General features: G+C 70.0%; 25 protein-coding genes. 23 read left to right on the top strand and 2 right to left on the bottom strand.

Features of this window, described 5'->3' with window-relative positions; all coding sequences use genetic code 11:
- The first annotated feature begins 22 nt into the window (after nucleotides 1–22).
- Nucleotides 23–925 carry a tRNA (adenine-N1)-methyltransferase gene (locus ACZ3IG_RS24465; protein WP_467434650.1) on the top strand — a complete coding sequence of 301 codons (903 nt, stop codon included), beginning with the start codon at nucleotides 23–25 and terminating at the stop codon, nucleotides 923–925.
- A gap of 229 nt (nucleotides 926–1,154) precedes the next feature.
- A complete protein-coding gene (locus ACZ3IG_RS24460) occupies nucleotides 1,155–1,730 on the top strand; it encodes a hypothetical protein (protein ID WP_467434649.1) in 576 nt (191 codons plus the stop codon).
- Nucleotides 1,731–1,803: 73 nt separating this feature from the next.
- On the opposite strand, the gene ACZ3IG_RS24455 is transcribed toward ACZ3IG_RS24460, so the two are convergent.
- A complete protein-coding gene (locus ACZ3IG_RS24455) occupies nucleotides 1,804–2,103 on the bottom strand; it encodes a ferredoxin (RefSeq protein WP_215170744.1) in 300 nt (99 codons plus the stop codon).
- Nucleotides 2,104–2,351: 248 nt separating this feature from the next.
- Between ACZ3IG_RS24455 and arc the strand changes: the two genes are divergently transcribed.
- The 6 genes from arc to prcA all read left to right on the top strand — a co-directional run bounded on the left by arc (nucleotide 2,352) and on the right by prcA (nucleotide 8,523).
- Nucleotides 2,352–4,118 carry a proteasome ATPase gene (gene arc / locus ACZ3IG_RS24450; protein WP_215170745.1) on the top strand — a complete coding sequence of 589 codons (1,767 nt, stop codon included), beginning with the start codon at nucleotides 2,352–2,354 and terminating at the stop codon, nucleotides 4,116–4,118.
- Nucleotides 4,119–4,354: 236 nt separating this feature from the next.
- Nucleotides 4,355–5,866: a depupylase/deamidase Dop gene (gene dop, locus ACZ3IG_RS24445; protein WP_374198418.1), complete on the top strand. Its 1,512-nt coding sequence runs from the start codon at nucleotides 4,355–4,357 to the stop codon at nucleotides 5,864–5,866.
- A gap of 211 nt (nucleotides 5,867–6,077) precedes the next feature.
- Nucleotides 6,078–6,296, top strand: a complete 219-nt coding sequence (locus ACZ3IG_RS24440; RefSeq protein ID WP_011027899.1) for a ubiquitin-like protein Pup — start codon at nucleotides 6,078–6,080, stop codon at nucleotides 6,294–6,296.
- A 33-nt stretch (nucleotides 6,297–6,329) separates the two neighbouring features.
- Nucleotides 6,330–6,923: an endonuclease VII domain-containing protein gene (locus ACZ3IG_RS24435; protein ID WP_467434647.1), complete on the top strand. Its 594-nt coding sequence runs from the start codon at nucleotides 6,330–6,332 to the stop codon at nucleotides 6,921–6,923.
- Nucleotides 6,875–7,720, top strand: a complete 846-nt coding sequence (gene prcB, locus ACZ3IG_RS24430) for a proteasome subunit beta (RefSeq protein WP_215170747.1) — start codon at nucleotides 6,875–6,877, stop codon at nucleotides 7,718–7,720. Before ACZ3IG_RS24435 ends, prcB begins: the two co-directional genes overlap by 49 nt.
- 65 nt (nucleotides 7,721–7,785) lie before the next feature.
- The gene (gene prcA, locus ACZ3IG_RS24425; protein WP_467434645.1) at nucleotides 7,786–8,523 is read left to right on the top strand and encodes a proteasome subunit alpha; all 738 of its coding nucleotides are present in this window, start codon (nucleotides 7,786–7,788) and stop codon (nucleotides 8,521–8,523) included.
- A gap of 309 nt (nucleotides 8,524–8,832) precedes the next feature.
- Here the strand turns inward: prcA and ACZ3IG_RS24420 are convergent, their stop codons facing one another.
- A complete protein-coding gene (locus ACZ3IG_RS24420) occupies nucleotides 8,833–9,843 on the bottom strand; it encodes a LacI family DNA-binding transcriptional regulator (RefSeq protein WP_467434644.1) in 1,011 nt (336 codons plus the stop codon).
- 104 nt (nucleotides 9,844–9,947) lie between these two features.
- Between ACZ3IG_RS24420 and ACZ3IG_RS24415 the strand changes: the two genes are divergently transcribed.
- The 15 genes from ACZ3IG_RS24415 to ACZ3IG_RS24345 all read left to right on the top strand — a co-directional run bounded on the left by ACZ3IG_RS24415 (nucleotide 9,948) and on the right by ACZ3IG_RS24345 (nucleotide 24,784).
- Nucleotides 9,948–11,207 (top strand): MFS transporter, encoded by a 1,260-nt coding sequence (locus ACZ3IG_RS24415; RefSeq protein WP_467434643.1) that lies wholly within the window; start codon nucleotides 9,948–9,950, stop codon nucleotides 11,205–11,207.
- A 9-nt stretch (nucleotides 11,208–11,216) separates the two neighbouring features.
- The gene (gene pafA / locus ACZ3IG_RS24410) at nucleotides 11,217–12,578 is read left to right on the top strand and encodes a Pup--protein ligase (protein WP_467434641.1); all 1,362 of its coding nucleotides are present in this window, start codon (nucleotides 11,217–11,219) and stop codon (nucleotides 12,576–12,578) included.
- 123 nt (nucleotides 12,579–12,701) lie between these two features.
- Nucleotides 12,702–13,697, top strand: a complete 996-nt coding sequence (locus tag ACZ3IG_RS24405; RefSeq protein ID WP_467434640.1) for an FKBP-type peptidyl-prolyl cis-trans isomerase — start codon at nucleotides 12,702–12,704, stop codon at nucleotides 13,695–13,697.
- 60 nt (nucleotides 13,698–13,757) lie between these two features.
- Nucleotides 13,758–14,129: an FKBP-type peptidyl-prolyl cis-trans isomerase gene (locus tag ACZ3IG_RS24400; protein WP_215170757.1), complete on the top strand. Its 372-nt coding sequence runs from the start codon at nucleotides 13,758–13,760 to the stop codon at nucleotides 14,127–14,129.
- Between the two features lie 154 nt (nucleotides 14,130–14,283).
- The gene (locus tag ACZ3IG_RS24395) at nucleotides 14,284–15,261 is read left to right on the top strand and encodes a helix-turn-helix transcriptional regulator (RefSeq protein WP_215170759.1); all 978 of its coding nucleotides are present in this window, start codon (nucleotides 14,284–14,286) and stop codon (nucleotides 15,259–15,261) included.
- 18 nt (nucleotides 15,262–15,279) lie between these two features.
- Nucleotides 15,280–16,338, top strand: coding sequence for a helix-turn-helix transcriptional regulator (locus ACZ3IG_RS24390; protein WP_467434638.1), 1,059 nt, complete (start codon nucleotides 15,280–15,282; stop codon nucleotides 16,336–16,338).
- 35 nt (nucleotides 16,339–16,373) lie between these two features.
- Nucleotides 16,374–16,634 (top strand): hypothetical protein, encoded by a 261-nt coding sequence (locus tag ACZ3IG_RS24385; protein ID WP_215170798.1) that lies wholly within the window; start codon nucleotides 16,374–16,376, stop codon nucleotides 16,632–16,634.
- 33 nt (nucleotides 16,635–16,667) lie between these two features.
- Nucleotides 16,668–16,862 carry a hypothetical protein gene (locus tag ACZ3IG_RS24380; protein ID WP_215170763.1) on the top strand — a complete coding sequence of 65 codons (195 nt, stop codon included), beginning with the start codon at nucleotides 16,668–16,670 and terminating at the stop codon, nucleotides 16,860–16,862.
- 291 nt (nucleotides 16,863–17,153) lie between these two features.
- On the top strand, nucleotides 17,154–17,438 hold the full coding sequence (gene tatA, locus ACZ3IG_RS24375; RefSeq protein ID WP_403541029.1) for a Sec-independent protein translocase subunit TatA: 285 nt from the start codon (nucleotides 17,154–17,156) through the stop codon (nucleotides 17,436–17,438).
- 47 nt (nucleotides 17,439–17,485) lie between these two features.
- Nucleotides 17,486–18,433, top strand: a complete 948-nt coding sequence (gene tatC / locus ACZ3IG_RS24370) for a twin-arginine translocase subunit TatC (RefSeq protein ID WP_467434637.1) — start codon at nucleotides 17,486–17,488, stop codon at nucleotides 18,431–18,433.
- A gap of 95 nt (nucleotides 18,434–18,528) precedes the next feature.
- Nucleotides 18,529–21,381: a DEAD/DEAH box helicase gene (locus ACZ3IG_RS24365; RefSeq protein ID WP_215170768.1), complete on the top strand. Its 2,853-nt coding sequence runs from the start codon at nucleotides 18,529–18,531 to the stop codon at nucleotides 21,379–21,381.
- Between the two features lie 365 nt (nucleotides 21,382–21,746).
- Nucleotides 21,747–23,363 carry a sensor histidine kinase gene (locus ACZ3IG_RS24360; protein ID WP_467434636.1) on the top strand — a complete coding sequence of 539 codons (1,617 nt, stop codon included), beginning with the start codon at nucleotides 21,747–21,749 and terminating at the stop codon, nucleotides 23,361–23,363.
- A 26-nt stretch (nucleotides 23,364–23,389) separates the two neighbouring features.
- Nucleotides 23,390–23,767, top strand: a complete 378-nt coding sequence (locus ACZ3IG_RS24355; RefSeq protein WP_467434672.1) for a roadblock/LC7 domain-containing protein — start codon at nucleotides 23,390–23,392, stop codon at nucleotides 23,765–23,767.
- The gene (locus ACZ3IG_RS24350; RefSeq protein ID WP_467434635.1) at nucleotides 23,764–24,183 is read left to right on the top strand and encodes a DUF742 domain-containing protein; all 420 of its coding nucleotides are present in this window, start codon (nucleotides 23,764–23,766) and stop codon (nucleotides 24,181–24,183) included. Before ACZ3IG_RS24355 ends, ACZ3IG_RS24350 begins: the two co-directional genes overlap by 4 nt.
- Nucleotides 24,164–24,784 (top strand): GTP-binding protein, encoded by a 621-nt coding sequence (locus ACZ3IG_RS24345; protein WP_215170775.1) that lies wholly within the window; start codon nucleotides 24,164–24,166, stop codon nucleotides 24,782–24,784. The genes ACZ3IG_RS24350 and ACZ3IG_RS24345 overlap by 20 nt, the downstream gene beginning before the upstream one ends.
- Nucleotides 24,785–24,814 lie beyond the last annotated feature (30 nt).

The following is a 24,814-nucleotide window of genomic DNA, read 5'->3' as shown; positions in this document are numbered from 1 at the left end:
GAAACGCCGGTAGGCTGGTCGCATGTCCGAACCGACCGGTGCCGCCCGCAGGCGCGGGCCCTTCAAGGTCGGGGACCAGGTTCAGCTGACCGACCCCAAGGGCCGCCACTACACGTTCACGCTCGAGGCCGGGAAGAACTTCCACACCCACAAGGGTTCCTTCCCCCACGACGAGCTGATCGGCGCTCCCGAGGGCAGCGTTGTCCGTACCACCGGGAACGTCGCCTACCTCGCGCTGCGCCCCCTGCTCCCCGACTACGTCCTGTCCATGCCCCGCGGCGCCGCCGTGGTCTACCCCAAGGACGCGGGGCAGATCCTCGCCTTCGCCGACATCTTCCCCGGCGCGCGCGTCGTGGAGGCCGGGGTCGGCTCCGGCTCGCTGAGCAGCTTCCTGCTGCGCGCCATCGGCGACCAGGGCATGCTGCACTCCTACGAGCGCCGCGAGGACTTCGCCGACATCGCGCGCGGCAACGTGGAGCGCTACTTCGGCGGCCCGCACCCCGCCTGGCAGCTCACCGTCGGCGACCTCCAGGACAACCTGTCCGACACCGACGTCGACCGCGTCATCCTGGACATGCTCGCCCCCTGGGAGTGCCTGGACGCCGTCTCCAAGGCGCTCGTCCCCGGCGGCATCCTGTGCTGCTACGTGGCGACCACCACCCAGCTCGCGCGGACCGTGGAGTCCATCCGGGAGATCGGCTGCTTCAACGAGCCGACCTCCTGGGAGACCATGATCCGCAACTGGCACGTCGAGGGCCTGGCCGTCCGCCCGGACCACCGGATGATCGGCCACACCGGGTTCCTGCTCACCGCCCGCCGCCTCGCCGACGGCGTCGAGCCGCCCATGCGCCGCCGCCGCCCCGCCAAGGGCGCCTACGGCGAGGACTACACCGGCCCCAACGCCGACGGAGGCACCGGCCGCTGACCCGGCCCCGTCACCCGTACCAACGCGACGACGCCGTGGTCCCGTTCCCGCACGAACCGGGGAACTGGACCACGGCGTCCTCGCGTTGACAGGTCACCATCACGCGCCCCGCGCGCGGCCGGCCGCGGCGGAACGAACGCGGGTACCCACCCCGCCGTTCCCCCGCACTGTGACGTGTGGCACGATGCTGGGCACCCCACCGGCACAGCCCTCACAGGAGACGCTCCTCGTGCAGCACCCCGCCGTCCCGGAACTGGCACACACGCGTACCCGCCCGATCCACTGGGTCGCCACCGCAACCGCCGTCGCCGCCGTGGTGGCCCTCTCCTCGGTCCTGCAGCCCGACGCCGCGACAGCGGCCCAGGCGGCGAGCCCCAAGGCCGAGCCGGCCCGGACCCAGGCCGCGCCGCCCGACCCCGCGAGCGTCACGTTCCCCCTGGACTGCGGCCCGGTGAAGGCCCTGGTCCAGAAGAAGGCGTCCGGCGACCTGGACGGCGACGGCCGTCCCGAGACGGTCGCCGCGGTGCACTGCGACGCCCCCATGGGCACCCCGCCCGACGGCGTCTACGTCCTGACCTCGGGCGGCGACGGCGAACCCAGGGTGGTCGCCACGCTGATCGACCCCGAGGAGCGCCGGACCGTCACCGGCCTCTCCGTCACCGACGGCGCCGTCCTCGCCACGTACCTCGGCTACTCGTCGGCCGACGTACCCAGTTGCTGCCCGGACGTCGAGGAGGACGCGAAGTGGCGCTGGAACAACGGCGCGTTCGTCCGCTCCACACCCGCGAAGGCCCACTCGGTGTGAGCGCGAACGACGCCCCGCGCATGTGAGCCATCAGACATCGGTCACGGACTGTACGCAACAGGTTGCGATTTGGTCACTCTGCGTCCGGTCCGTAGACCTCGACCCTGTCCGAAACCCGACGTACGTGGATGCACTCGCCCGGACACTCCTTCGCCGAGTCGACCACATCCGTGAGAAGCGGCAACGGCACGGGTGTTGTCGCCCCCTCGGCCTGCAGCAGCTCGTCGTCCGCCCCCTTGACGTAGGCGAGACCATCGATGTCCAGCTCGAACACCTCGGGCGCGTACTGGGCACAGATGCCGTCGCCGGTACACAGGTCCTGATCGATCCAGACCTCCAATGCCTCACCGGCGACTCCGGCCTCCTGCTGCACGATCGTGTCTCCTGCCGTTTCTGTGTCGAGCGGCGGGAATCCGGCCAGCTCTGACGGGTGTTGAACACTTCGAGCCTACCGCCGCCTGCTTTCCCGACGTGTTCCGTGGGTATTCCCCTGGCGTGAGGGAGAGCGCAAGGGTGAAGATCGGACACACCCCGACCGTCTTTGTGATCTAGGGGTTTCAATCGACACCCACCCAGGTAGGGTCTGGAAGCGTCCAGCTCCCCTTGGAGGAGGTGAGGACCGTGGCAGCCCACGACGACGACATGAACCGCGGCATCCGCCCGGGACGCGGGTCCGACGACCCGACCGGACAGATTGCCTATCTTGAGCAGGAGATCGCCGTCCTGCGACGCAAGCTCGCCGACTCTCCGCGGCACACGAGAATCCTCGAAGAGCGGATCGTCGAGCTGCAGACCAATCTGGCCGGCGTATCCGCGCAGAACGAGCGACTGGCCAATACACTCCGCGAGGCCCGCGACCAGATCGTGGCCCTCAAGGAGGAGGTCGACCGGTTGGCGCAGCCGCCGGCCGGCTTCGGTGTCTTCCTGCAGGCGAACGAGGACGGCACGGCCGACATCTTCACCGGGGGCCGCAAGCTCCGGGTGAACGTCAGCCCCAGCGTCGAGCTGGACGACCTGCGCCGCGGCCAGGAAGTCATGCTCAACGAGGCGCTCAACGTGGTCGAGGCCATGCAGTTCGAGAGCGTCGGCGACATCGTCACCCTCAAGGAAGTCCTGGAGGACGGCGAGCGCGCCCTGGTGCTGGGGCACACCGACGAGGAGCGCGTGGTCCGGCTCGCCGAGCCGCTGCGCGGCATCACCATCCGCGCCGGCGACGCCCTCCTGCTCGAACCCCGCTCCGGCTACGTCTACGAGGTCGTCCCCAAGAGCGAGGTCGAGGAACTCGTCCTCGAAGAGGTCCCCGACATCGGCTACGAGCAGATCGGCGGCCTCGGCGGGCAGATCGAGATGATCCGCGACGCGGTCGAGCTCCCGTATCTCTACCCCGACCTGTTCAAGGAGCACGAGCTGCGTCCGCCCAAGGGCGTCCTGCTCTACGGCCCGCCCGGGTGCGGCAAGACGCTCATCGCCAAGGCGGTCGCGAACTCGCTGGCCAAGAAGGTCGCCGAGGTCACCGGCCAGGCCGCGGGCAAGAGCTTCTTCCTGAACATCAAGGGCCCCGAGCTGCTGAACAAGTACGTCGGTGAGACCGAGCGGCAGATCCGCCTGGTCTTCCAGCGGGCCCGGGAGAAGGCCAGCGAGGGCACCCCCGTCATCGTCTTCTTCGACGAGATGGAGTCCCTCTTCCGCACCCGCGGCTCCGGTGTCAGCTCGGACGTGGAGAACACCATCGTCCCCCAGCTGCTCGCCGAGATCGACGGCGTGGAGGGCCTGCAGAACGTGGTCGTGATCGGTGCCTCCAACCGCGAGGACATGATCGACCCCGCCATCCTGCGGCCCGGCCGGCTCGACGTGAAGATCAAGATCGAGCGCCCGGACGCCGAGGCCGCCAAGGACATCTTCGGCAAGTACCTCACCGAGCGCCTCCCGCTCCACGAGGAAGACCTCAAGGAGCACGACAAGGACAAGGCGGCCACCGTCCAGAGCATGATCCAGACGGCGGTAGAACAGATGTACGCCGAATCCGAGGAGAACCGCTTCCTGGAGGTCACCTACGCCAATGGCGACAAGGAAGTCCTCTACTTCAAGGACTTCAATTCCGGCGCCATGATCGAGAACATCGTGGGCCGCGCCAAGAAAATGGCGATCAAGGACTTCCTGGAGAAGAACCAGAAGGGCCTGCGCGTCTCCCACCTCCTCCAGGCATGCGTGGACGAGTTCAAGGAGAACGAGGACCTGCCCAACACCACCAACCCGGACGACTGGGCCCGGATCTCCGGAAAGAAGGGCGAGCGGATCGTGTACATCCGTACGCTCGTCACCGGAAAGCAGGGCGCGGACACCGGACGCTCCATCGACACGGTGGCGAACACCGGTCAGTACCTGTAAAAAACCGGACGGCTGCGGGTGTCCCTCAGCGGGTACCCGCAGCCGACTGTTTTCCAGGGCCACGGCTGGAGCAAGGCAATGACGCAAATGATCTCCCCACCAGCGCAAAGGCGTTCTAGGCTCTTCCATACCGCCGAGTCGCGCAGTGCGGGGACGGGCACCGCACACGCACCGGAGCGCCAGCGGTACGTGAGCGGCGTCCACGACCGTGGGCACCGCCGGGCAAGGAGGGCCGCATGACCGTACGGCGAGTAATGGGCATCGAGACGGAGTACGGGATCTCCGTCCCCGGTCACCCCAACGCCAATGCCATGCTCACCTCGTCCCAGATCGTCAACGCCTACGCGGCGGCGATGCACCGGGCCCGCCGGGCCCGCTGGGACTTCGAGGAGGAGAACCCGCTGCGGGACGCGCGAGGCTTCGACCTCGCCCGGGAGGCCGCCGACTCCAGCCAGCTCACCGACGAGGACATCGGCCTGGCCAACGTGATCCTCACCAACGGTGCCCGGCTCTACGTCGACCACGCGCACCCCGAGTACAGCGCGCCCGAGGTCACCAATCCGCGGGACGCCGTGCTCTGGGACAAGGCGGGCGAGCGCATCATGGCCGAGGCGGCCGAGCGGGCCGCCCAGCTGCCCGGGGCCCAGCCGATCCACCTGTACAAGAACAACACCGACAACAAGGGCGCGTCCTACGGCACGCACGAGAACTACCTGATGAAGCGGGAGACCGCCTTCTCGGACATCGTGCGCCACCTGACGCCGTTCTTCGTGTCCCGGCAGGTCGTCACCGGCGCCGGCCGCGTCGGCATCGGCCAGGACGGCCACGAGCACGGCTTCCAGCTCAGCCAGCGGGCGGACTACTTCGAGGTCGAGGTCGGCCTGGAGACGACCCTGAAGCGCCCGATCATCAACACGCGCGACGAACCGCACGCGGACGCCGAGAAGTACCGCCGACTGCACGTGATCATCGGTGACGCGAACCTGTCGGAGATCTCGACGTACCTGAAACTGGGCACGACCGCCCTGGTGCTGTCGATGATCGAGGACGGCTTCATCGCCGTGGACCTGGCGGTCGACCAGCCGGTACGCACCCTCCACCAGGTCTCCCACGACCCCTCGCTGAAGCAGCTCGTCACGCTCCGCAGCGGACGGACGCTCACGGCGGTGCAGCTCCAGATGGAGTACTTCGAACTGTCCCGCAAGTACGTGGAGGAGCGGTACGGGGCCGACGCGGACGACCAGACCAAGGACGTCCTGACCCGCTGGGAGGACACCCTCAACCGTCTGGAGAACGACCCGATGAGCCTGGCCGGCGAGCTGGACTGGGTCGCCAAGCGGGAACTCATGGAGGGCTACCGGCGGCGCGACGGCGTGGACTGGGACGCGCCCCGGCTCCACCTGGTCGACCTCCAGTACGCGGACGTACGCCCCGAGAAGGGCCTGTACAACCGCCTGGCGGCCCGTGGCCGCATGAAGAGGCTGCTGGACGACGGGGAGGTCGAGCGGGCCCGTACGAAGCCGCCCGAGGACACCCGCGCGTACTTCCGCGGGCGCTGCCTCGAGCAGTACGCGGACGACGTGGCGGCGGCCTCCTGGGACTCGGTGATCTTCGATCTGCCGGGCCGGGACTCGCTGCAGCGCGTACCGACCCTGGAACCGCTTCGCGGAACGCGTAATCACGTCAAGGAGCTGCTGGACCGCTGCCGGACCGCGGAAGACCTGGTCAGGGTGTTGTCCGGAGGATGAACCGGGCGTGTTCCGGGCATGATCCGAGCATGATCCGGGGCCGTGGGTACCCGGCCGAAGTCAGCCGGGCCGGGGTGAAAATCCCCGGCCCGGGAATCATCGAGGTGGTCCCCGCGCGTTCTGTATTCCGCGGGGCCGATGTCAGAGCCGGCTTGTAGGGTCGGATCTTGACGAGCGAACTGTGTCGGGCGAACCGAGCGGGGTGAGGGTTATGGCGACCAAGGACACCGGCGGCGGGCAGCAGAAGGCCACGCGTTCCACCGAGGAGGTCGAGGAGCAGGCGCAGGACGCGCAGGCGTCGGAGGACCTCAAGGAACGGCAGGAGAAGCTGAGCGACGACGTCGACTCGGTGCTGGACGAGATCGACGATGTCTTGGAGGAGAACGCGGAGGATTTCGTTCGCTCGTTCGTTCAGAAGGGCGGCGAGTAGCCTTCGAAAGGAAGGTTGCAGTCGGGGGTTCGCTTGACGATCGAAGAATCTGGTAGGCGTTGCTCGCGGTGTAAGGACCACAAGCCGCGGGCAGCGTTTGCACGGAACAAGGCGATGCGTGACGGGTTGCAGGCCTATTGCCGGGAGTGTGCTGCGGCCTGTCACCAAGAACGCCAGGTGGCCAAGGGGTGCAACGTCCGTCCGCGAGTGGAGGTGCCCGACGGGCACAAGCTCTGCCGGACGTGCGGGGAGATCAAACCTCACAGTGAGTGGACCCGGAATCGCACAGCGTCCGATGGTCCGGCGACGCTCTGCAAGTCCTGCAAAGCGGCGCAGGGCCGCGCCGGTCATCTGAAGCGTCAGTACGGCATCACCGAAGCGGAACGCGACGAGCTGATCGCTTCTCAGGGAGGTGTCTGCTGCGTGTGTCTGGCGGCGCCCGCCGCACATGTGGATCACTGCCACGAGACAGGTAGGGTCCGTGGCGTACTGTGCTTCAGCTGCAACGCGGCGCTGGGGCAGTTCAAGGACAGGCCCGATGCCATAAGGCGGGCTGCCGCTTACGTGGAAGGAATCGCGTGGAAGCCAACACTCGTAGCACCGGGCGTCTACCAGCTGCCTTCCTGACGCCTGGGTCGTCCTCCTTCATGGACTTCCTGTCGGAGCACCAGCCGGAGATCCTCCCGGGCAACCGGCAGCTGCCGCCGACCCAGGGTGTCATCGAGGCCCCGCACGGCACGACGATCGTGGCCGTGACGTTCGCCGGCGGTGTCGTGCTGGCCGGTGACCGCCGGGCCACCATGGGCAACGTCATCGCGCAGCGGGACATCGAGAAGGTGTTCCCCGCCGACGAGTACTCGGCGGTGGGCATCGCCGGTACGGCGGGGCTGGCCGTGGAGATGGTGAAGCTGTTCCAGCTGGAGCTGGAGCACTTCGAGAAGGTCGAGGGCGCGCAGCTGTCCCTGGAGGGCAAGGCCAACCGGCTGTCGACGATGATCCGTTCCAACCTCGGCATGGCGATGCAGGGGCTTGCTGTCGTTCCGTTGTTCGCCGGGTACGACGTCGACCGCGGCAAGGGCCGCATCTTCTCGTACGACGTGACGGGCGGGCGGTCCGAGGAGCACAACTTCGCCGCCACGGGGTCGGGGTCGGTGTTCGCGCGCGGCGCGATGAAGAAGCTCTTCCGGGGCGACCTGAGCGAGGACGACGCCACCACGCTGGTGGTGCAGGCGCTGTACGACGCGGCCGACGACGACTCGGCGACCGGTGGGCCCGACGTCGCCCGGCGGATCTTCCCGATCGTCACCGTGATCACCGAGGACGGCTTCCGCCGGCTGACCGAGGACGAGTCGTCCGAGATCGCCCGCTCGGTGCTGGAGCGGCGGCTGGAGCAGCCCGACGGTCCGCGGGCGGCGCTGCTGTAGCGGCGGGCACGGTTGCTTTGTTGTCAGGTGATCCAGTGACTTCGACAGAAAGGGACGGTTGACCGGTGTCGACGCCGTTCTATGTCTCACCCCAGCAGGCCATGGCCGACCGGGCCGAGTACGCCCGCAAGGGCATCGCCCGTGGTCGCAGCCTGGTCGTGCTCCAGTATGCCGACGGCATCGTGTTCGTCGGTGAGAACCCGTCCCGTGCGCTGCACAAGTTCAGCGAGATCTATGACCGGATCGGTTTCGCGGCCGCCGGCAAGTACAACGAGTACGAGAACCTGCGGATCGGCGGCGTGCGCTACGCCGACCTGCGGGGTTACACCTATGACCGGGACGACGTGACGGCTCGGGGACTGGCCAACGTCTACGCCCAGACACTGGGCACGATCTTCTCGAGTGCGGCGGAGAAGCCGTACGAGGTGGAGTTGGTCGTCGCGGAGGTCGGGGAGACGCCCGAGGGCGACCAGATCTACCGGCTGCCGCACGACGGGTCGATCGTGGACGAGCACGGCTCGGTGGCGGTCGGCGGCAACGCGGAGCAGATCAGCTCGTACCTGGACCAGCGGCACCGGGACGGGATGACGCTGGCGGAGGCGCTGCGGCTGGCGGTGCAGGCGCTGTCGCGGGACACCAACGGCAGCGAGCGGGAGATTCCGGCGGAGCGGCTGGAAGTGGCGGTGCTGGACCGTACGCGGCCGCAGAAGCGGAAGTTCCGGCGCATTGTGGGGGGTCAGCTGTCGAGGCTGCTGGAGGCGTCTTCGACGTCCGAGGGGGCTGGGGCCGCCGAGGAAGAGTAGCGGTTGAGCGGGCGCGGGGTGCCTGCGGCGCCTGTGCGGGTTCGGTGGGGGTGCGCGTAGCGCCCACTCCGGTGCGGTGTGTGGGTCGGGGCCGGGGTGGGGGGTGTCCGTCCTCGGAACGGCGCGGAATCGGTCGCTTACGGGGGTGCGGCGGGTTGACGCGCCAACCGCTGCGGGCGGACACCCCCCACCCCGCCCCCTTCCCGCCGTACGCGACTGCGGGTACGGGCGCGTGACCACGGGCAGTCGTGCCGCCTGGGGCGATGGGGGAGGGTGGGCGCGGCGGCGCTCCGTCGGCGCCTGTGCCGTTCAGCGGGGCGGTGCCGTCGAGCCTCGTACGATCAGCTGTACGGGGATGTCGCCGCCTTGGGGCGCCCGGCCGTCCAGGACGTCCAGTAGCGCCCGCATGCCCCGTTCGCCGAAGAGTTCCGCGTCCAGGCGGACCGTCGTCAGCTCGGGGTCGATCGCCGTGGCGAGGGCGAGGTCGTCCAGGCCGGTGACGGAGAGGTCCTCGGGGACGCGCAGGCCCAGGCGGCGCAGCGCCTTGTAGGCACCGGCGGCGAGTTTGTCGTCGTCGCAGACCAGGGCGGTGGGGCGTGGACCGGGGCCGGTGAGGGCCGCCTCCGTGGCGGTCAGGGCGTCCTCGATGGAGAGGGGCGCGCGGGCCGTGCGGAGTTCGGTGCCGGGGACGGTGTCCAGGCGTGCCGCCAGTTCCCGGGCCCGTACCTCGAACGTCCAGGAGGCCACGTCCGCGGCGAGGTGCAGGAAGCGGCGGTGGCCCAGGGCCAGCAGGTGGTCCGCGACCTGGCGGACGCCGTCGGCGATGTCCAGGTTGACTGTCGCCGTGCCCGTGCTGCTCTCCGGGTCGCTGTCCAGCATCACGAGGGGCAGTTGGTCGCCGCGAATGGCGGTGAGGGCGTCGGCGGCCATGGAGGAGGCGATGACGCCGTCCAGGGCCGCCTGGGCGGAGGCGAACGGGTCTCTTGCCGGGCCGATGCCCTCCGGGGAGGGGTAGAGGACGACTCCGAAGCCGTGTTCCGCGGCGACGCGGGCGGCGCCCGTATAGACGCCCGCGAAGAACTCCGTGGTCAGAGCCGGTACGACGAGGAGGACCGTGCGGGTGCGGCCGAGGCGGAGGTTGCGGGCGGCCAGGTTGGGGCGGTAGCCGAGGTCGTGGGCGGCCCGGCGTACGCGTTCGGCCGTCGTCTCCGATACGCGTCCGCGCCATTTGTCGCCCATGACCAGGGAGACCGCGGCCTGGGAGACGCCGGCGGCCCGGGCGACGTCCCGGCTCGTCGGACGTGTGCTGCCTCGTGCCACCGTGGGCCCGCTCCTTCGTCTGGACTCCCGAACAGCGGTCATGGTACGTATGGGCGCGCATTAGTTATACGTAAAACGTCCGGTAGGGACGAGAGGAGTCGGTCGTGGGCGCGGGGTATCTGGAGATTCTGCGTGCGCGGCATGCCGTGCGGCTGCTGGCCGGCACGCTCGTGGGGCGGCTGCCCAACGCCACCGCGGCGATCGCCATCGTGCTGTTCGTGCGGGCCGAGGGCGGGTCCTACAGCCTGGCGGGGGCGCTCGCGGCCGTGTACGGGGTCGCCAACGCCGTGGGGCAGCCCGTGCTGGGGCGGCTCGTGGACCTGTTCGGGCAGCCGCGGGTGCAGCTTCCGGCGGCCGTGGTGTCGGGTCTGGCGATGGCCGTCTTCGCCTTCGCCGGCACCGACGCGGTCGTCGTCGCCTACGCGGCGGTGGCGGGCGCGGGGCTGTTCACGCCGCCGCTGGAGGGCGGGCTGCGGGCCCTGTGGCCCAGTGTGCTGGGCAAAGAAGGGCAGGTGCACACGGCGTACGCGATGGACGCCGTGGCGCAGGAGGTGATGTTCACCGTCGGGCCGCTGCTGGTGACGCTGTGCGCGTCCCTGTGGTCGGCGCAGGCCGCGCTGCTCGTGCTCAACGTGATCGGGGTGCTCGGAGCGCTGTCGGTCGTCGTGTCGCCGCCCTCGCGCGCGTGGCGGTCGGCTCCGCGCGAGGCGCACTGGCTGGGCGCCCTGCGCTCGCCGGGGCTGCTGGCGCTGCTCGCCGCCTTCCTGTTCGTCGGGATGGCGCTCGGGTCGATCACGGTGGCGGCCGTGTCGTACGCGGACGAGCACGGCGGCGACGCCGTGTACGGCTGGCTGATGGCCGCGCTGGGGCTCGGGGCGCTGGTGGGCGGTGCCGTGTACGGGGCGCGGCAGTGGGCCGGGGAACCGGCGCGGAGGCTGCGGATGCTCGTGGCGCTGCTGGCGGTGTGTTACCTGCCGTTGATGTCGATGCCGGGCGCGGTCGGCATGGTGCTGCTCACCGTGGTGGCCGGGATCTTCCTGGCGCCGGCCATCGCCTGTGCTTTCGTGCTCGTCGACCGGCACGCTCCCAGGGGTACCGTCACCGAAGCGTTCTCCTGGCTGGTGACGACGTTCACCGTGGGCGCGTCGGTCGGCACGGGGCTCGCCGGGCCGGTCGTCGAGGCGGGCGGGGCGCTGTGGGGCTTCGCCCTGCCCGGCGCCGCGGGGGCGGTCTCCCTGCTGGTGCTGACGGCTACCGGGCGGCTCCTCGCAGTTCCCGCCGGGCAGGCGGTGGTCGCGGCTTCATCGGAAAATGATCCAAACCGTGCCGTCGAACCCCGTTTCAGTTCAGGGGATCGGGCGTAATGTTCAGTCATGGACCGCCGCATTTTCGGGCTGGAGAACGAGTACGGCGTCACGTGCACGTTCAGGGGACAGCGCCGCCTGTCGCCTGACGAGGTGGCGCGGTACCTCTTCCGCCGTGTCGTGTCATGGGGCCGCAGCAGCAATGTGTTTCTGCGCAACGGCGCCCGCCTCTATCTCGATGTCGGGTCGCATCCGGAATACGCGACACCCGAATGTGACAACGTCACCGAGCTCGTCACGCATGACAAGGCGGGCGAGCGCATTCTCGAGGGACTGCTGGTGGACGCCGAACGACGCCTGCACGAGGAGGGAATCGCGGGCGACGTCTACCTCTTCAAGAACAACACCGATTCGGCGGGCAACTCCTACGGCTGTCACGAGAACTATCTGGTGGCCCGGCACGGGGAGTTCTCCCGGCTCGCGGACATCCTCATCCCGTTCCTGGTGACGAGGCAGCTGCTGTGCGGCGCGGGCAAGGTGCTGCAGACGCCGCGCGGTGCCGTGTACTGCGTCAGCCAGCGCGCCGAGCACATCTGGGAAGGCGTCTCCTCGGCGACGACCAGGTCCCGGCCGATCATCAACACCCGCGACGAGCCGCACGCCGACGCCGAGCGCTACCGCCGGCTGCACGTCATCGTGGGCGACTCGAACATGTCGGAGACGACCATGCTGCTCAAGGTCGGCGCCACCGACCTGGTGCTGCGCATGATCGAGGCCGGCACGGTGATGCGGGACCTGACCCTGGAGAACCCCATCCGGGCGATCCGCGAGGTCAGCCACGACATCACCGGACGGCGGAAGGTGCGCCTGGCCAGCGGCCGGGAGGCGTCCGCGCTGGAGGTGCAGCGGGAGTACTACGAGAAGGCCGTGGACTTCTGCGAGCGGCGCGGCATCCGCACCGGGACCGTCGAGCGGGTCCTGGAGCTGTGGGGCCGCACCCTGGACGCGATCGAGACCGAGGACCTCGACCGCATCGACACCGAGATCGACTGGGTCATGAAGTACAAGCTCATCGAGCGGTACCGGACCAAGCACAACATGACCATGTCGCATCCGCGGGTCGCGCAGATAGACCTCGCCTATCACGACATCCACCGCCGTCGTGGCCTGTACTACCTGCTGGAGAAGAAGGGCCAGGCCACCCGGGTCTGCAACGACTTGAAGATCTTCGAGGGCAAGTCCGTTCCCCCGCAGACGACTCGGGCCCGGCTGCGCGGCGACTTCATCCGGCGGGCCCAGGAACAGCGCCGTGATTTCACGGTCGACTGGGTCCACCTCAAGCTCAACGACCAGGCGCAGCGCACCGTGTTGTGCAAGGACCCGTTCCGTTCCGTCGACGACCGGGTGGAGAAGCTGATCGCGGGCATGTAGCGCTCCGCGTACACGGTCGGAACGCCACACGGGCGCCGTACGTTTCCCGTACGGCGCCCTTCTCACGCCGTAGAGTTGCGCGCACGCCATCAACCATGATCGACCGATTACGAGGCCCTCACCGTGCGCCGACGCTCACTTCTCATCGCCGTACCCGTTGGACTGACCACCCTCGCCGCGTGCGGCGACGACGGGGGCGAATCGAGCGACGCCGGTGAGACGCCCTCGGCGTCGGCCACGTCGGCGGCACCGGCCCCGAAGATCGTCGACGGTCCGCTGCCGGCGATCACGGCGGGTACGGAGTTCGGCGAGAAGCCGACGGTCGCCAAGGGCAGCGGCGACCCGTCCGAGCAGCTCGCGGTGAAGACGGCCGTCGCGGGCAGCGGCAGGACGGTCGCCGAGAACGACTTCGTGGTCGCGGACTACCTGGGCCAGATCTGGTCCTCCGCCAAGGTGCTCGGCAACTCCTACGACACCAAGAGCCCGCTGGTCTTCCAGCTCGCCCAGGGCAGCGTCATCGACGGCTGGCGGTACGCCCTCACGGGCAAGAAGACCGGCAGCCGCGTCCTCTTCGCCGTCCCGCCGGCCTGGGCCTACGGCGACCAGGGCAACGAGCAGCTCGGGGTGAAGAAGGACGACACCCTGGTGTTCGTCTTCGACCTCAAGGACAGCTACAACGCCAAGTCGTCGGCCAAGGGCGAGGAGGTCGCCCAGGACGACGCCGCGCTGCCCGAGGTCGGTACCAACACCGACGGCAAGGCGCCCTCCATCGAGGTGCCCGACGCCGAGGCGCCGAAGAAGCTCGTGGCGAACTACGTCATCGAGGGCGACGGCGCCGAGGTCGCGGCCGAGGACAGCGTCCTGGTGCAGTACAAGGGCGTGCTGTGGGACGGGGGCAAGGAGTTCGACTCGACGTACAAGCGGGGGCAGCTGACGTCCTTCGGCCTCCAGCAGGTCGTCAAGGGCTGGTCGCAGGGGCTGACCGGCAAGAAGGTCGGCAGCCGCGTCCTCATCGTCGTCCCGCCGAACCTGGGGTACGGCGACAGCCCCCCGGAGGGCAGCGGCATCAAGAAGGACTCGACGCTGGTCTTCTCGGTCGACATCCTCGCGAAGCTCTGACGCGGCGGGGATGAAACACTGGGACCGTTGCCTTTCCGCAGACAAGCAGGAGCTAGAGACGTGAGCATCGACAAGCCCGAGATCGACTTCCCCGGCGGCGAGCCCCCGGCGGACCTCGAGATCAAGGACATCTGGGAGGGCGACGGACCCGTTGCGCAGGCGGGCCAGACCGTCACCGTGCACTACGTGGGTGTCGCCTTCTCCACCGGCGAGGAGTTCGACGCCAGCTGGAACCGTGGCGCCCCGTTCCGCTTCCCGCTGGGCGGCGGCCGGGTCATCAAGGGCTGGGACCAGGGCGTGCAGGGCATGAAGGTCGGCGGCCGCCGCCAGCTGACCATCCCGGCCCACCTCGCCTACGGCAACCAGAGCCCGACCCCGCTGATCAAGCCCGGCGAGACGCTGATCTTCGTCGTCGACCTGCTCGGCGTCTGATCCGACCTCGTCGGGGCCCGATCGGTACGGATCCGACCGGACGCGACCGGCTCGGGGCCCATGCCCGTGGGGGCATGGGCCCTCGGCTTTTGCCAGGCCACCGCGGGGCGGTACGGTCATCGGCGTAGGCATCACAAGGAGGCGAAGGGCGTCGATGGCCATTGCCAAGGCCGAGCGGCTGATGAACCTGGCGCTGTGTCTGCTCGGCACCCGCCGGCCGCTCAGCAAGCGCGAGCTGCGCGAGTCCATCGAGGCCTATGTCGAGGCGTTCGGACCCGAGCACACCACGCCGGGCTCCGACGATGCCTTCAACCGCATGTTCGAGCGGGACAAGGACGACCTGCGCGAGCTGGGGCTGGTCATCGAGACCGTGGAGAGCCTGGACGGCGAGATCGGCTACCTCGCCCGCCGCGACAGCAACCGCCTGCCGGCCATCACCCTGGACGCCGAGGAGGCCGCCGCCCTGGGGCTGGCCGCCAAGGTCTGGCAGCAGGCCCGGCTGGCCGGCGCGGCCAGCGGCGCCCTGCAGAAGCTGCGCGCCGCCGGGCTGCCGGAGGACGTCGACCCCTACGAGGCGCACAGCGCGCTGGAGCCGCGCATCCCCGTCCACGAGGCCGCGTTCGAGCCGCTGATGCTGGCCTGCCGGGACCGCCGTCCGGTCGTCTTCGACTACCGCAAGGCCACCGCCGCCCGTCCCGAGACCCGGCACGTCGAGCCGTGGGCGCTGGAGTGCTGGCGCGGCCACTGGTACCTGGCGGGCTTCGACCGCGACCGCGGTGCCGAGCGGGTCTTCCGGCTCTCCCGGATCACCGGCAAGGTCCGCTCGCGCGGGGCGCGTTTCACCGCTCCCGTGCCGGACGTCGTCACCGTCCGCGAGACCGTCGCGAGCTGGGCGGGGGAGACCGCCGACCGCTCCGCGCTCATCCGGCTGCGTTCGGACGCCGGGTACCCCCTTCGGGCGAAGGCCACGGCGGTCCGGGAACTCGGGGACGGCTGGGACGAGTTGGAGATTCCGTACGGGCACGGCCTGGACGCCTGGCTGGTGGAGTTCGGACCGGACGTGGTGGTGCTGGAGCCGGCCGAGCTGCGGGCCGACGTGGTGGACCGGCTGCGCGCCGTCGCCAAGGGCTGAGGGGGAGCGGACAACACAGTGGCAGGCAAACCGGTCAGGCCCGTCAACGCCATCGACCAGACTCGGCGGATGCTGTCGTTGGTGACGTATCTGCGCGAGCGCCCCGGCGCCCGGGTCGAGGACGTGGCCCGCGCCTTCGGCATCACCGAGGACGAGCTGGTCTCCGACCTCGACGTGCTCCCCATGTGCGGCACCAGCTTCCGCGGCGGCGATCTGCTCGACATCGACACCGACGGCGAGCGCATCTGGTGGCACAACCCGGCCGCGCTGGGCGCGGACGCCGCCGAGCCGCTGCGCCTGGCCGCCGACGAGGCCACCGCGCTGCTGGTCGCCGCCCGCGCGGTGGCGACCCTGCCCGGGCTGCGCGAGAGCGACCGGCAGGCGCTGCTGCGGGCCACCGCCAAGGTGGAGGCCGCGGCCGGCGAGGCGGCCGGCGCCAGCTCCCGGCTGTCGGTCACCTTCGAGTCCGAGGGCGGCGTCTTCGCCGACGTCGACCGGGCCATCTCCGAGCGCCGCCGCCTGTGGATCCGCTACTACTCACCGGCCCGCGACGAGGTCACCGAGCGCGAGATCGACCCGATCCGCCTGGTCAGCGTCGGCCACACCTATGTCGAGGCGTGGTGCCGGCGCTCCGAGGCGCGGCGCACCTTCCGGCTGGACCGGGTCGCCGAGATCAAGATCCTGGACGAGCCGTCCGCGCCGCCCGAGATCGAGCCGCGCGACCTGTCCCAGGCGCTGGTGCAGCCGGCCGCCGAGGACCCCGAGGTGGTGGTGGAGGTCGGCCCCGGCGGACGCTGGGTCGCCGAGTACTACCCGCACGACAGCGCCGAGGAGCTGCCGGACGGCGGCCTGCGCATCACCCTGCGCACCCCCGACCCGGCGTCGCTCAGACGCCTGGCGCTGCGCCTCGGGCGGGACGGCCGGATCGTCGCGCCGAGTGAACTGGCCGACAGCGCCCGGCAGGCGGCGCGCGACGCGCTGGCGGCGTACGACGGGACCGGGACGGCCGACGCGTACGGGCCGTCTGCCGAGCGGGCGGCGGACGCGGTGCACGACGGGCAGGAGCGAGGACGTTGAGCGAGAGCGAGTCGGCGGGGTCCGGTGCGGTGGGCATGACGGTGGCGTCCGCGTTCGCCGGCATGAGAAGTGTGGCGCCGGTGGTGTTCCGGGCGGGCTGCCCGGACTGCCGGGGCCGCTTCGAGCTGACCGCGAGCGCCCTGCGCCTGGCCATCGGTGCCAGCAGCCGTACCACCTTCTACTCGTTCACCTGCCCGGACTGCGGGGTCACCGTCCGCAAGCCGGCGGGGGAGCGGATCGTGGAGCTGCTGACCGGCGGCGGGGTGCGGACCCTGCGCCTGCACTCCACCGTTTAGGACCAGGTCGCGGGACGGTTTAGGGTCGACGGCATGTTCTGGCCGATGTTCGCGGTTGCCATGGGGTTCCTGGGTCTCGCCGTCCTCGGGGTGCTCGCCGTACGGGTGTTCGTGGAGGCGCAGCGGCTGGGTCGGCAGGTGGCCGAGTCGGCCCGCCGGATCGGTGCGGCGGCGGAGGATCTGGAGCACGCCGCGGAGCGCGCGGGCCGTTCCGCGCAGGCGCTGTGAGAAGTACGCAAGGCACTTGTCGGGGTTTGTGAAGCGCCTGTACGTGAGGCAGCGGTCTCCTGTGACTTGCGTTCCGGGCCGCTTCGCCCTGTCGTCCGGCTCATGGGGACAGGTACGCTGCTGGTCGCGGTCCGGAAAACGAGGCCCGGCCGCGGACGGGAGTACGCACAGGGATTGCCTCGCGTTTACCCCTGAGCGTTACGATCGCTGCACAACACGGCCGATCAGACGCATGTCCGACCGGTCGGACAGCACCCCCACCCAGCCGCCTCGGTGAGAAGGTAAAGACTTATGTTCGGAAGGCTCGGCGCCCCCGAGATCATTCTCATCCTCGTCGTCATCATTCTGCTGTTCGGCGCGAAGAAGCTTCCCGACATGGCGCGTTCGCTCGGCAAGTCCGCGCGCATCCTCAAGAGCGAGGCCAAGGCGATGAAGGACGACAACAAGTCCGCCGCCCCCGCCGACCCGCCCACCACCGGCGAGCAGTCCGCGTCGCAGCGCACCATCCAGGCCGCCCCGGGCGACGTGACCAGTTCCCGCCCGGTCGCCGAGCCGACGGACACGACCAAGCGCTGACGCGGGCCTGTGACCTCCGGCCCGCCCGCACGAGATGGGAACGTGGGTTGCTGAAGTCTGCCCGCAAACAGGAGAGGGATCCCGAGGGGCGGATGCCCCTCGCGGAGCACCTGCGTGAGCTCCGCAACCGGCTCGCGAAGGCACTGCTGGCGATCGTCGCCGTCACCGTCGTCGCCGCCTTCTTCTACAACGACATCATCAATCTCCTCACCCGGCCGATCCTCGACTCGGTCGGATGCGACCAGACGTTCGAGCAGCTGGCGAAGTCGACGTCGGGCAAGCCGTGCGCGCAGATCACCATCAACGGTCTGCTCACCCCCTTCACCCTGGCGCTGAAGGTGTCGCTGATGGCCGGCGTCGTGCTGGCCTCCCCGGTCTGGCTGTACCAGCTGTGGGCCTTCGTCGCCCCCGGGCTGCACCGGCACGAGAAGAAGTACGCCTACGCCTTCGTCGGCACCGGTGCCCCGCTCTTCCTCGGCGGCGCCTACTTCGCGTACAACGTCCTGCCCACCACGGCGGAGGTGCTGCTCGACTTCACCCCGAGCAGCACGACGAACCTGCTGCCGCTGGACGACCTGCTCGACCTCGTCCTGCGCATGGTGCTCGTCTTCGGCCTCTCGTTCGAGCTTCCGCTGCTCCTGGTCTTCCTCAACCTCACGGGCGCGCTCACCGGCAAGCGCATGCTCGGCTGGTGGCGCGCGATGATCATGGGCATCACCCTCTTCGCGGCCCTCGCCACGCCCAGCACCGACCCGCTGACCATGCTCATGCTGGCCGGGCCGATCTGGGTGCTGTACTTCGCGGCCGTCCTCTTCTCGCTGCTGAACGACCACCGCCGTCGCAGGCGCGACGCGCTGGGCCCCGCCGACGACGAGGCGTCCGACCTCGACCTCACCCCCGAGGACATCGGCGAGATCGAGCCCGTGACGACCAGCCCCGCCCTGCCCGAGCAGTCCCGCACGGACCGGGTCAACGGGTACGACGACGTGACGTGAGCCAGGGACCGTGCCGCGCCCGGTCCGGGCGCGGCCGCCCTGGCGGGTGCCCGTGAACCGGTAGGGCCCGGGTCCGCCGGACTGTGATCCGGATAATGATCGTCCTGTTGTCGGTGCGGCCCGGTACGCTCGAAAGCACGATGACAGAGGACCTCTCACCGGCCGAGCGGTACGCGGCGGCCCGTAGGCGCGCCGTCGAGCAGGCCACGGCGCTCGCCTCCTTCCGCGAGATGTACGACTTCGGCCTCGACCCCTTCCAGACAGAGGCCTGCCAGGCGCTGGAGGCGGGCAAGGGCGTACTGGTGGCCGCGCCCACCGGCTCGGGCAAGACGATCGTCGGCGAGTTCGCCGTCCACCTCGCCCTGGAGCAGGGCAGGAAGTGCTTCTACACGACGCCCATCAAGGCGTTGTCGAACCAGAAGTACGCCGATCTGTGCCGCCGCTACGGCACGGACCGGGTGGGCCTGCTCACCGGCGACAACAGCGTGAACTCGGGCGCCCCGGTGGTCGTGATGACCACCGAGGTGCTGCGGAACATGCTGTACGCGGGCTCCCAGACCCTCACCGGCCTCGGCTATGTGGTCATGGACGAGGTGCACTACCTCTCCGACCGCTTCCGCGGCGCCGTCTGGGAGGAAGTGATCATCCACCTCCCCGAATCGGTGACGCTCGTCTCACTGTCGGCGACGGTGTCCAACGCCGAGGAGTTCGGCGACTGGCTCGACACCGTCCGCGGTTCCACCGAGGTGATCGTCTCCGAGCACCGGCCCGTGCCGCTGTTCCAGCACGTGCTGGCCGGGCGCCGGATGTACGACCTGTTCGAGGAGGCCGAGGGCCACAAGCGGGCCGTCAACCCGGACCTGACGCGCATGGCGCGCATGGAGGCCAGCCGGCCGTCCTACCAGGACCGCAGGCGCGGTCGGCACATGCGCGAGGCGGACCGGGAGCGGGAGCGCAGACAGCGTTCCCGGATCTGGACACCGGGCCGGCCGGAGGTCATCGAGCGGCTGGACAGCGAGGGCCTGCTGCCCGCGATCACCTTCATTTTCAGCCGGGCCGGCTGCGAGTCCGCGGTCCAGCAGTGCCTGTACGCCGGACTGCGGCTCAACGACGAGGAGGCGCGGGAGCAGGTGCGCGCCCTGGTCGAGGAGCGCACGGCCTCCATCCCCACCGAGGACCTGCACGTCCTGGGGTACTACGAGTGGCTGGAGGGCCTGGAGCGCGGTATCGCCGCCCACCACGCGGGCATGCTGCCGACCTTCAAGGAGGTCGTCGAGGAACTGTTCGTACGCGGGCTGGTCAAGGCCGTCTTCGCCACCGAGACCCTCGCCCTCGGGATCAACATGCCCGCCCGCTCGGTGGTGCTGGAGAAGCTCGTCAAGTGGAACGGCGAGCAGCACGCCGACATCACCCCCGGTGAGTTCACCCAGCTCACCGGCCGGGCAGGCCGCCGCGGCATCGACGTCGAGGGTCACGCGGTGGTGCTGTGGCAGCGTGGCATGAACCCCGAGCACCTCGCGGGGCTGGCGGGCACGCGCACGTACCCGCTGCGCTCCAGCTTCAAGCCGTCGTACAACATGGCGGTCAACCTGGTCGAGCAGTTCGGCCGGCACCGCTCGCGGGAGCTGCTGGAGACCTCCTTCGCCCAGTTCCAGGCCGACAAGTCGGTCGTGGGGATCTCCCGGCAGGTGCAGCGCAACGAGGAGGGACTGGAGGGCTACAAGGCCTCCATGACCTGTCACCTCGGTGACTTCGAGGAGTACGCGCGGCTGCGCCGCGAGCTGAAGGACCGGGAGACCGAGCTGGCCCGGCAGGGCGTGGCGCAGCGGCGTGCCGAGGCCGCCGTCGCGCTGGAGAAGCTCAAGCCCGGTGACGTCATCCACGTACCCACCGGGAAGTACGCCGGGCTGGCCCTGGTGCTGGACCCCGGCCTGCCCGCCGGGCGGTCCAACGGGCACCGCGGCTTCGAGCACCACGACGGGCCGCGTCCGCTGGTGCTGACCGCCGAGCGGCAGGTCAAGCGGCTGGCGTCGATGGACTTCCCGGTGCCCGTGGAGGCGCTGGAGCGGATGCGGATCCCCAAGTCGTTCAACCCGCGCTCGCCCCAGTCCCGCCGGGACCTGGCGTCCGCGCTGCGTACCAAGGCGGGGCACATCCCGCCGGAGCGGGCCCGCAAGAAGCGGTCCCAGGCGGCCGACGACCGGGAGATCGCCCGGCTGCGCAAGGCGATCCGCGCCCATCCCTGCCACGGCTGCGACGACCGCGAGGACCACGCCCGCTGGGCGGAGCGCTACCACCGGCTGCGGCGCGACACCGCGCAGCTGGAGCACCGGATCGAGGGGCGTACCAACACCATCGCCCGCACCTTCGACCGGATCGTGGCGCTGCTGACCGAGCTGGACTACCTGCGCGGCGACGAGGTCACCGAGCACGGCAAGCGGCTCGCGCGGCTCTACGGGGAGCTGGACCTGCTGGCCAGTGAGTGCCTGCGGGAAGGCGTCTGGGAGGGCCTCGGACCGGCCGAGCTGGCCGCCTGTGTCTCTGCCCTGGTGTTCGAGTCCCGGGCCGCCGACGACGCGATGGCGCCCAAGGTGCCCTCGGGGAAGGCCAAGGCCGCGCTCGGCGAGACGGTCCGCATCTGGGGCCGGCTCGACGCCCTGGAGGAGGAGTTCCGGATCAGTCAGACCGAGGGGGTCGGCCAGCGCGAGCCGGATCTCGGTTTCGCCTGGGCGGCCTACATGTGGGCGTCCGGCAAGGGGCTCGACGAGGTGCTGCGCGAGGCGGAGATGCCGGCCGGTGACTTCGTGCGCTGGTGCAAGCAGGTCATCGACGTCCTCGGCCAGATCGCCGCCGCCGCACCCGCCGACGGTTCCACCGTGCCGAAGAACGCGCGCCGGGCGGTCGAGGGGCTGCTGCGCGGAGTGGTCGCCTACTCGTCGGTGGGATAGGCACCGGCGGTACGGAGCCTCTGGGCGCCCGAGCGTTTCGCTCGGGCGCCTTCGTCATATCCCGACCCATCGGTTCACCCGTTACGGTGAGTGACAATCGCACGCTCGTGCGTCGATACTTTATGTGTTCGAACGGATCCGCAGCGTGCAAATGGAACCGAGGCTACTCCTGCCCCGGTGCCCGTTTCAGGTGCTTGCCGAAGGTGACACGGCGTTGATCCGCTCGGACTAAGCTCGCCCGCAGCGCGCCGAGTTGAGGTGTATTGGCGCGTTTGTTCCACAAGTGACGAAGTAGCCGACAACTCCATGACATACCCCCCTGCACGCTTCCCCATCCCCACCGACTCGCTTTTCAGAGGGCCTACATGGTGAGTGTTGAATCCCCTCCCGGTCACCGCGAACTTCCCTACGCGCGCGTCCTGTTGCTGCCCGCCATACTGATGGCGGCGGCGACCGGGGCAGCCGTCGCCATGGTGACGGAGCCGGCCCGGACCGCGGTCGCCCTGTGCGGTGGCCTGGCCACCTTCCTGGTGATCATGACGGGCGCCGAAGCAGTCCGCCGCGGCCGCACCCTGCGCGCCCTGCGCACCGAGCACACCCGTCACACCGCGTATCTGGAACGGCGGATCGCCGGCCACGACGAGGAGATGGCCCGCCTCGTCGACGAGGTCCTGCCGGCCGCCCTCCACTACATGCGGCGCGGGAACACCCCGCGCGAGGTGATGCTCCACCTCGGCGACCTCGACCCGTCCTACGCCAACCTGCACGAGCCGCAGCGGAAGCTGATCCGCACGGTGGTCGAGATCATCGACCACGAGGAGGCCCTGCGGGACTCCGCCGCGCGCTCCTTCGTCGACGTCGCCCGGCGCGTCCAGGCCATCGTCCACCAGCAGAACAAGGAACTGCGGGAGATGGAGGAGGACCACGGCCGCAACCCCGAGGTCTTCGACGACCTCCTGCGCATCGACCACGGCACCGCGCTGATCGGGCGCCTCGCCGACTCCATCTCCGTCCTCGGCGGCGGCCGGCCCGGACGCCAGTGGCCCCAGCCGGTCGCGCTCTACAGCGTGCTGCGCGGCGCCATGTCCCGGATCCTGGAGTACCGCCGTATCCACCTGGCCTCCATCGCCAAGGTCAACATCAAGGGCACCGCGGTCGAGCCGGTCATCCACGCCGCGGCGGAACTGCTCGACAACGCCACCCGCTACTCCCCGCCGAACACCAAGGTCAACGTCACCGCGACCGAGGTGCAGACCGGCGTCTGCATCGAGATCGAGGACGCCGGCGTCAACCTCAGCGAGGAGTCCCGGCTGCGCATCGAGGGCATGCTGGAGGCCGCCAAGCGCGGCACCGACCTCCAGGACCTCGGGGGCAACCCGCGCCTCGGCCTGTCGGTCGTCGGCCGCCTGTGCACGACGTACAACATGCAGGTCTCGCTGCGCGCCTCCGCCTACGGCGGTGTCCGCGCCATCCTGGTCGTGCCGAGCAACATGATGACCACCGAGCCCGGCGTCGGACTCGCCCACGGCATCGGCGCGACCTCGATCCCGCTGCCCGGTCCGGACGCGCTCCCCGGTCCCAACCGCAAGCCCAAGAAGCGCCGCCCCACCAGCCCGCGGATCCCGGCCACGGTCTCCCTGGAGGACGACGTCCCCGAGGTCACCGAGTGGACGGCGGGCGGCCTGCCGCAGCGCCGCAGCCGGGTGAAGATGCCGCTCAGCCAGCGCCTCGCCGAGCAGGCCGCCTTCGAGCGGGCCGAGGCCGAGCGCGAGGCCCGCGAGGCCGCCGAGCGCGCCCGCAACGCCCGCTGGACCACCCCCGAGCCGGAGCCGGAGCAGAAGCCGGACGAGGAGCCACTGCCGGGGCAGTGGGTCGAGGCCTTCTGGGAGGGCCTCAAGAGCTCCCCGGACCCCGACGCGTTCACCCAGCCGCCCCATGAGCCGGCCCACGCCCCGGCCGACGACGAGGGAGACCTCAAGTGATCGAGCAGCAAGGCAAGTTCGACTGGATGCTCAGGGATCTCTACGACGGCGTCCCGGGCATCGAGATGATCGTGGTGCTCTCCGCCGACGGACTGCGCATCGCCCGCTACTCCGGTGACCCGGACGCCGCCGACCGGGTGGCCGCCGCCTGCGCGGGACTGCAGAGCCTGGCCGGCGCGGTGGCCCACGAGATCCCGGACAGCGACGGCCGGATGAAGCTGGTCGTCATCGAGATCAACGGCGGCTACTTCTACCTCATGGCCGCCGGACCCAACGCCTACCTGGCGGTGCTCTCCGACATCACCTGCGAGCCCGGCCGGATGAGCAACCGCATGCAGGACCTGGTCGCCCGCATCGGACCCCATCTGACCAGTCCCGCCCGGCGCAATGGGCAGACCGTATGACTCCTCCCCAGCGCCAGAGGCGATTCCCCGCACAAGATCCGTCCGCCCGGCCTCCCTCGGAGGGCGGCGCCCCCGCGGCGGGGAACGTCACGGGCAACCCCGAGCGGCTGTTCGTCATCGGCGGTGACGGGGGCGGTGAGCGCGCGGACATAGACCTGGTGACCCTGATCGTGGCGCGCACCGACCCGCCGGCGTCGGCGACGCCCGAGCAGGCCGCCCTGCTCCGGTTGTGCGTCGCACCCCTGTCCGTGGCGGAACTCTCGGCCTACCTGAGCCTGCCGTTCAGCGTGGTGACCGTCCTGCTCACCGAGATGCTGGCAGCGGAACTGGTACAGGCCCGCGCCCCGATCGTCCGGCAGAAGGTCGCCGACCGGTCCCTCCTCGAAGCGGTGATGCATGGACTTCAAAAACTCTGACACCATTCCCGGCCCCCGGACGGAGGACCGGCTGCCGCACACGGCCGAGGCCGCCGTGAAGATCGTCATCGTGGGAGGCTTCGGCGTCGGCAAGACCACCATGGTCGGATCGGTCAGCGAGATCAGACCGCTGACCACCGAAGAGACCATGACCCAGGCCGGCATCGGGGTCGACGACAACTACGGGTCCCCGTCCAAGACGGCGACCACCGTCGCGATGGACTTCGGCCGGATCAGCATCACCGACCAGTTGGTCCTCTACCTCTTCGGCACACCCGGCCAGGAGCGGTTCTGGTTCCTGTGGAACGGACTGTTCGAGGGCGCGCTCGGCGCGGTCGTGCTGGTGGACACCCGCCGGCTGGAGGTCAGCTTCGACGTCATGGGGCGGCTGGAGGAGCGCGGCGTGCCGTTCGTGGTCGCCGTCAACTCCTTCCCGGACGCCCCCCGTTACCCGCTGGACGAACTGCGCACGGCCCTCGATCTGTCCGAGGAGATCCCGATCATGGAGTGCGACGTGCGCCGCAGGGCCTCCAGCCGGGACGTCCTGATGACCCTGATGCGCTTCCTGCACTCCCTCGCCATGACGGGGGCGCTCACCTGACCGCCGTCCGCCGTCCACCCCAGACATCCG

Source organism: Streptomyces sp. NPDC016677 (genome assembly GCF_055562815.1).
The sequence above is the reverse complement of the archived record's forward strand: the minus strand, read 5'-3'. Positions and strand labels throughout refer to the sequence as shown.

What these genes read in the sequence shown, in the direction of transcription:
- ACZ3IG_RS24465 (WP_467434650.1), top strand. Translation starts at nt 23, where the DNA reads ATGTCCGAACCGACCGGTGCCGCCCGCAGGCGCGGGCCCTTCAAGGTC.
- dop (WP_374198418.1), top strand. Translation starts at nt 4,355, where the DNA reads ATGACCGTACGGCGAGTAATGGGCATCGAGACGGAGTACGGGATCTCC.
- ACZ3IG_RS24440 (WP_011027899.1), top strand. Translation starts at nt 6,078, where the DNA reads ATGGCGACCAAGGACACCGGCGGCGGGCAGCAGAAGGCCACGCGTTCC.
- pafA (WP_467434641.1), top strand. Translation starts at nt 11,217, where the DNA reads ATGGACCGCCGCATTTTCGGGCTGGAGAACGAGTACGGCGTCACGTGC.
- ACZ3IG_RS24395 (WP_215170759.1), top strand. Translation starts at nt 14,284, where the DNA reads ATGGCCATTGCCAAGGCCGAGCGGCTGATGAACCTGGCGCTGTGTCTG.
- ACZ3IG_RS24385 (WP_215170798.1), top strand. Translation starts at nt 16,374, where the DNA reads ATGACGGTGGCGTCCGCGTTCGCCGGCATGAGAAGTGTGGCGCCGGTG.
- ACZ3IG_RS24380 (WP_215170763.1), top strand. Translation starts at nt 16,668, where the DNA reads ATGTTCTGGCCGATGTTCGCGGTTGCCATGGGGTTCCTGGGTCTCGCC.
- tatA (WP_403541029.1), top strand. Translation starts at nt 17,154, where the DNA reads ATGTTCGGAAGGCTCGGCGCCCCCGAGATCATTCTCATCCTCGTCGTC.
- ACZ3IG_RS24365 (WP_215170768.1), top strand. Translation starts at nt 18,529, where the DNA reads ATGATCGTCCTGTTGTCGGTGCGGCCCGGTACGCTCGAAAGCACGATG.
- ACZ3IG_RS24360 (WP_467434636.1), top strand. Translation starts at nt 21,747, where the DNA reads ATGGTGAGTGTTGAATCCCCTCCCGGTCACCGCGAACTTCCCTACGCG.
- ACZ3IG_RS24355 (WP_467434672.1), top strand. Translation starts at nt 23,390, where the DNA reads ATGCTCAGGGATCTCTACGACGGCGTCCCGGGCATCGAGATGATCGTG.
- ACZ3IG_RS24350 (WP_467434635.1), top strand. Translation starts at nt 23,764, where the DNA reads ATGACTCCTCCCCAGCGCCAGAGGCGATTCCCCGCACAAGATCCGTCC.
- ACZ3IG_RS24345 (WP_215170775.1), top strand. Translation starts at nt 24,164, where the DNA reads ATGGACTTCAAAAACTCTGACACCATTCCCGGCCCCCGGACGGAGGAC.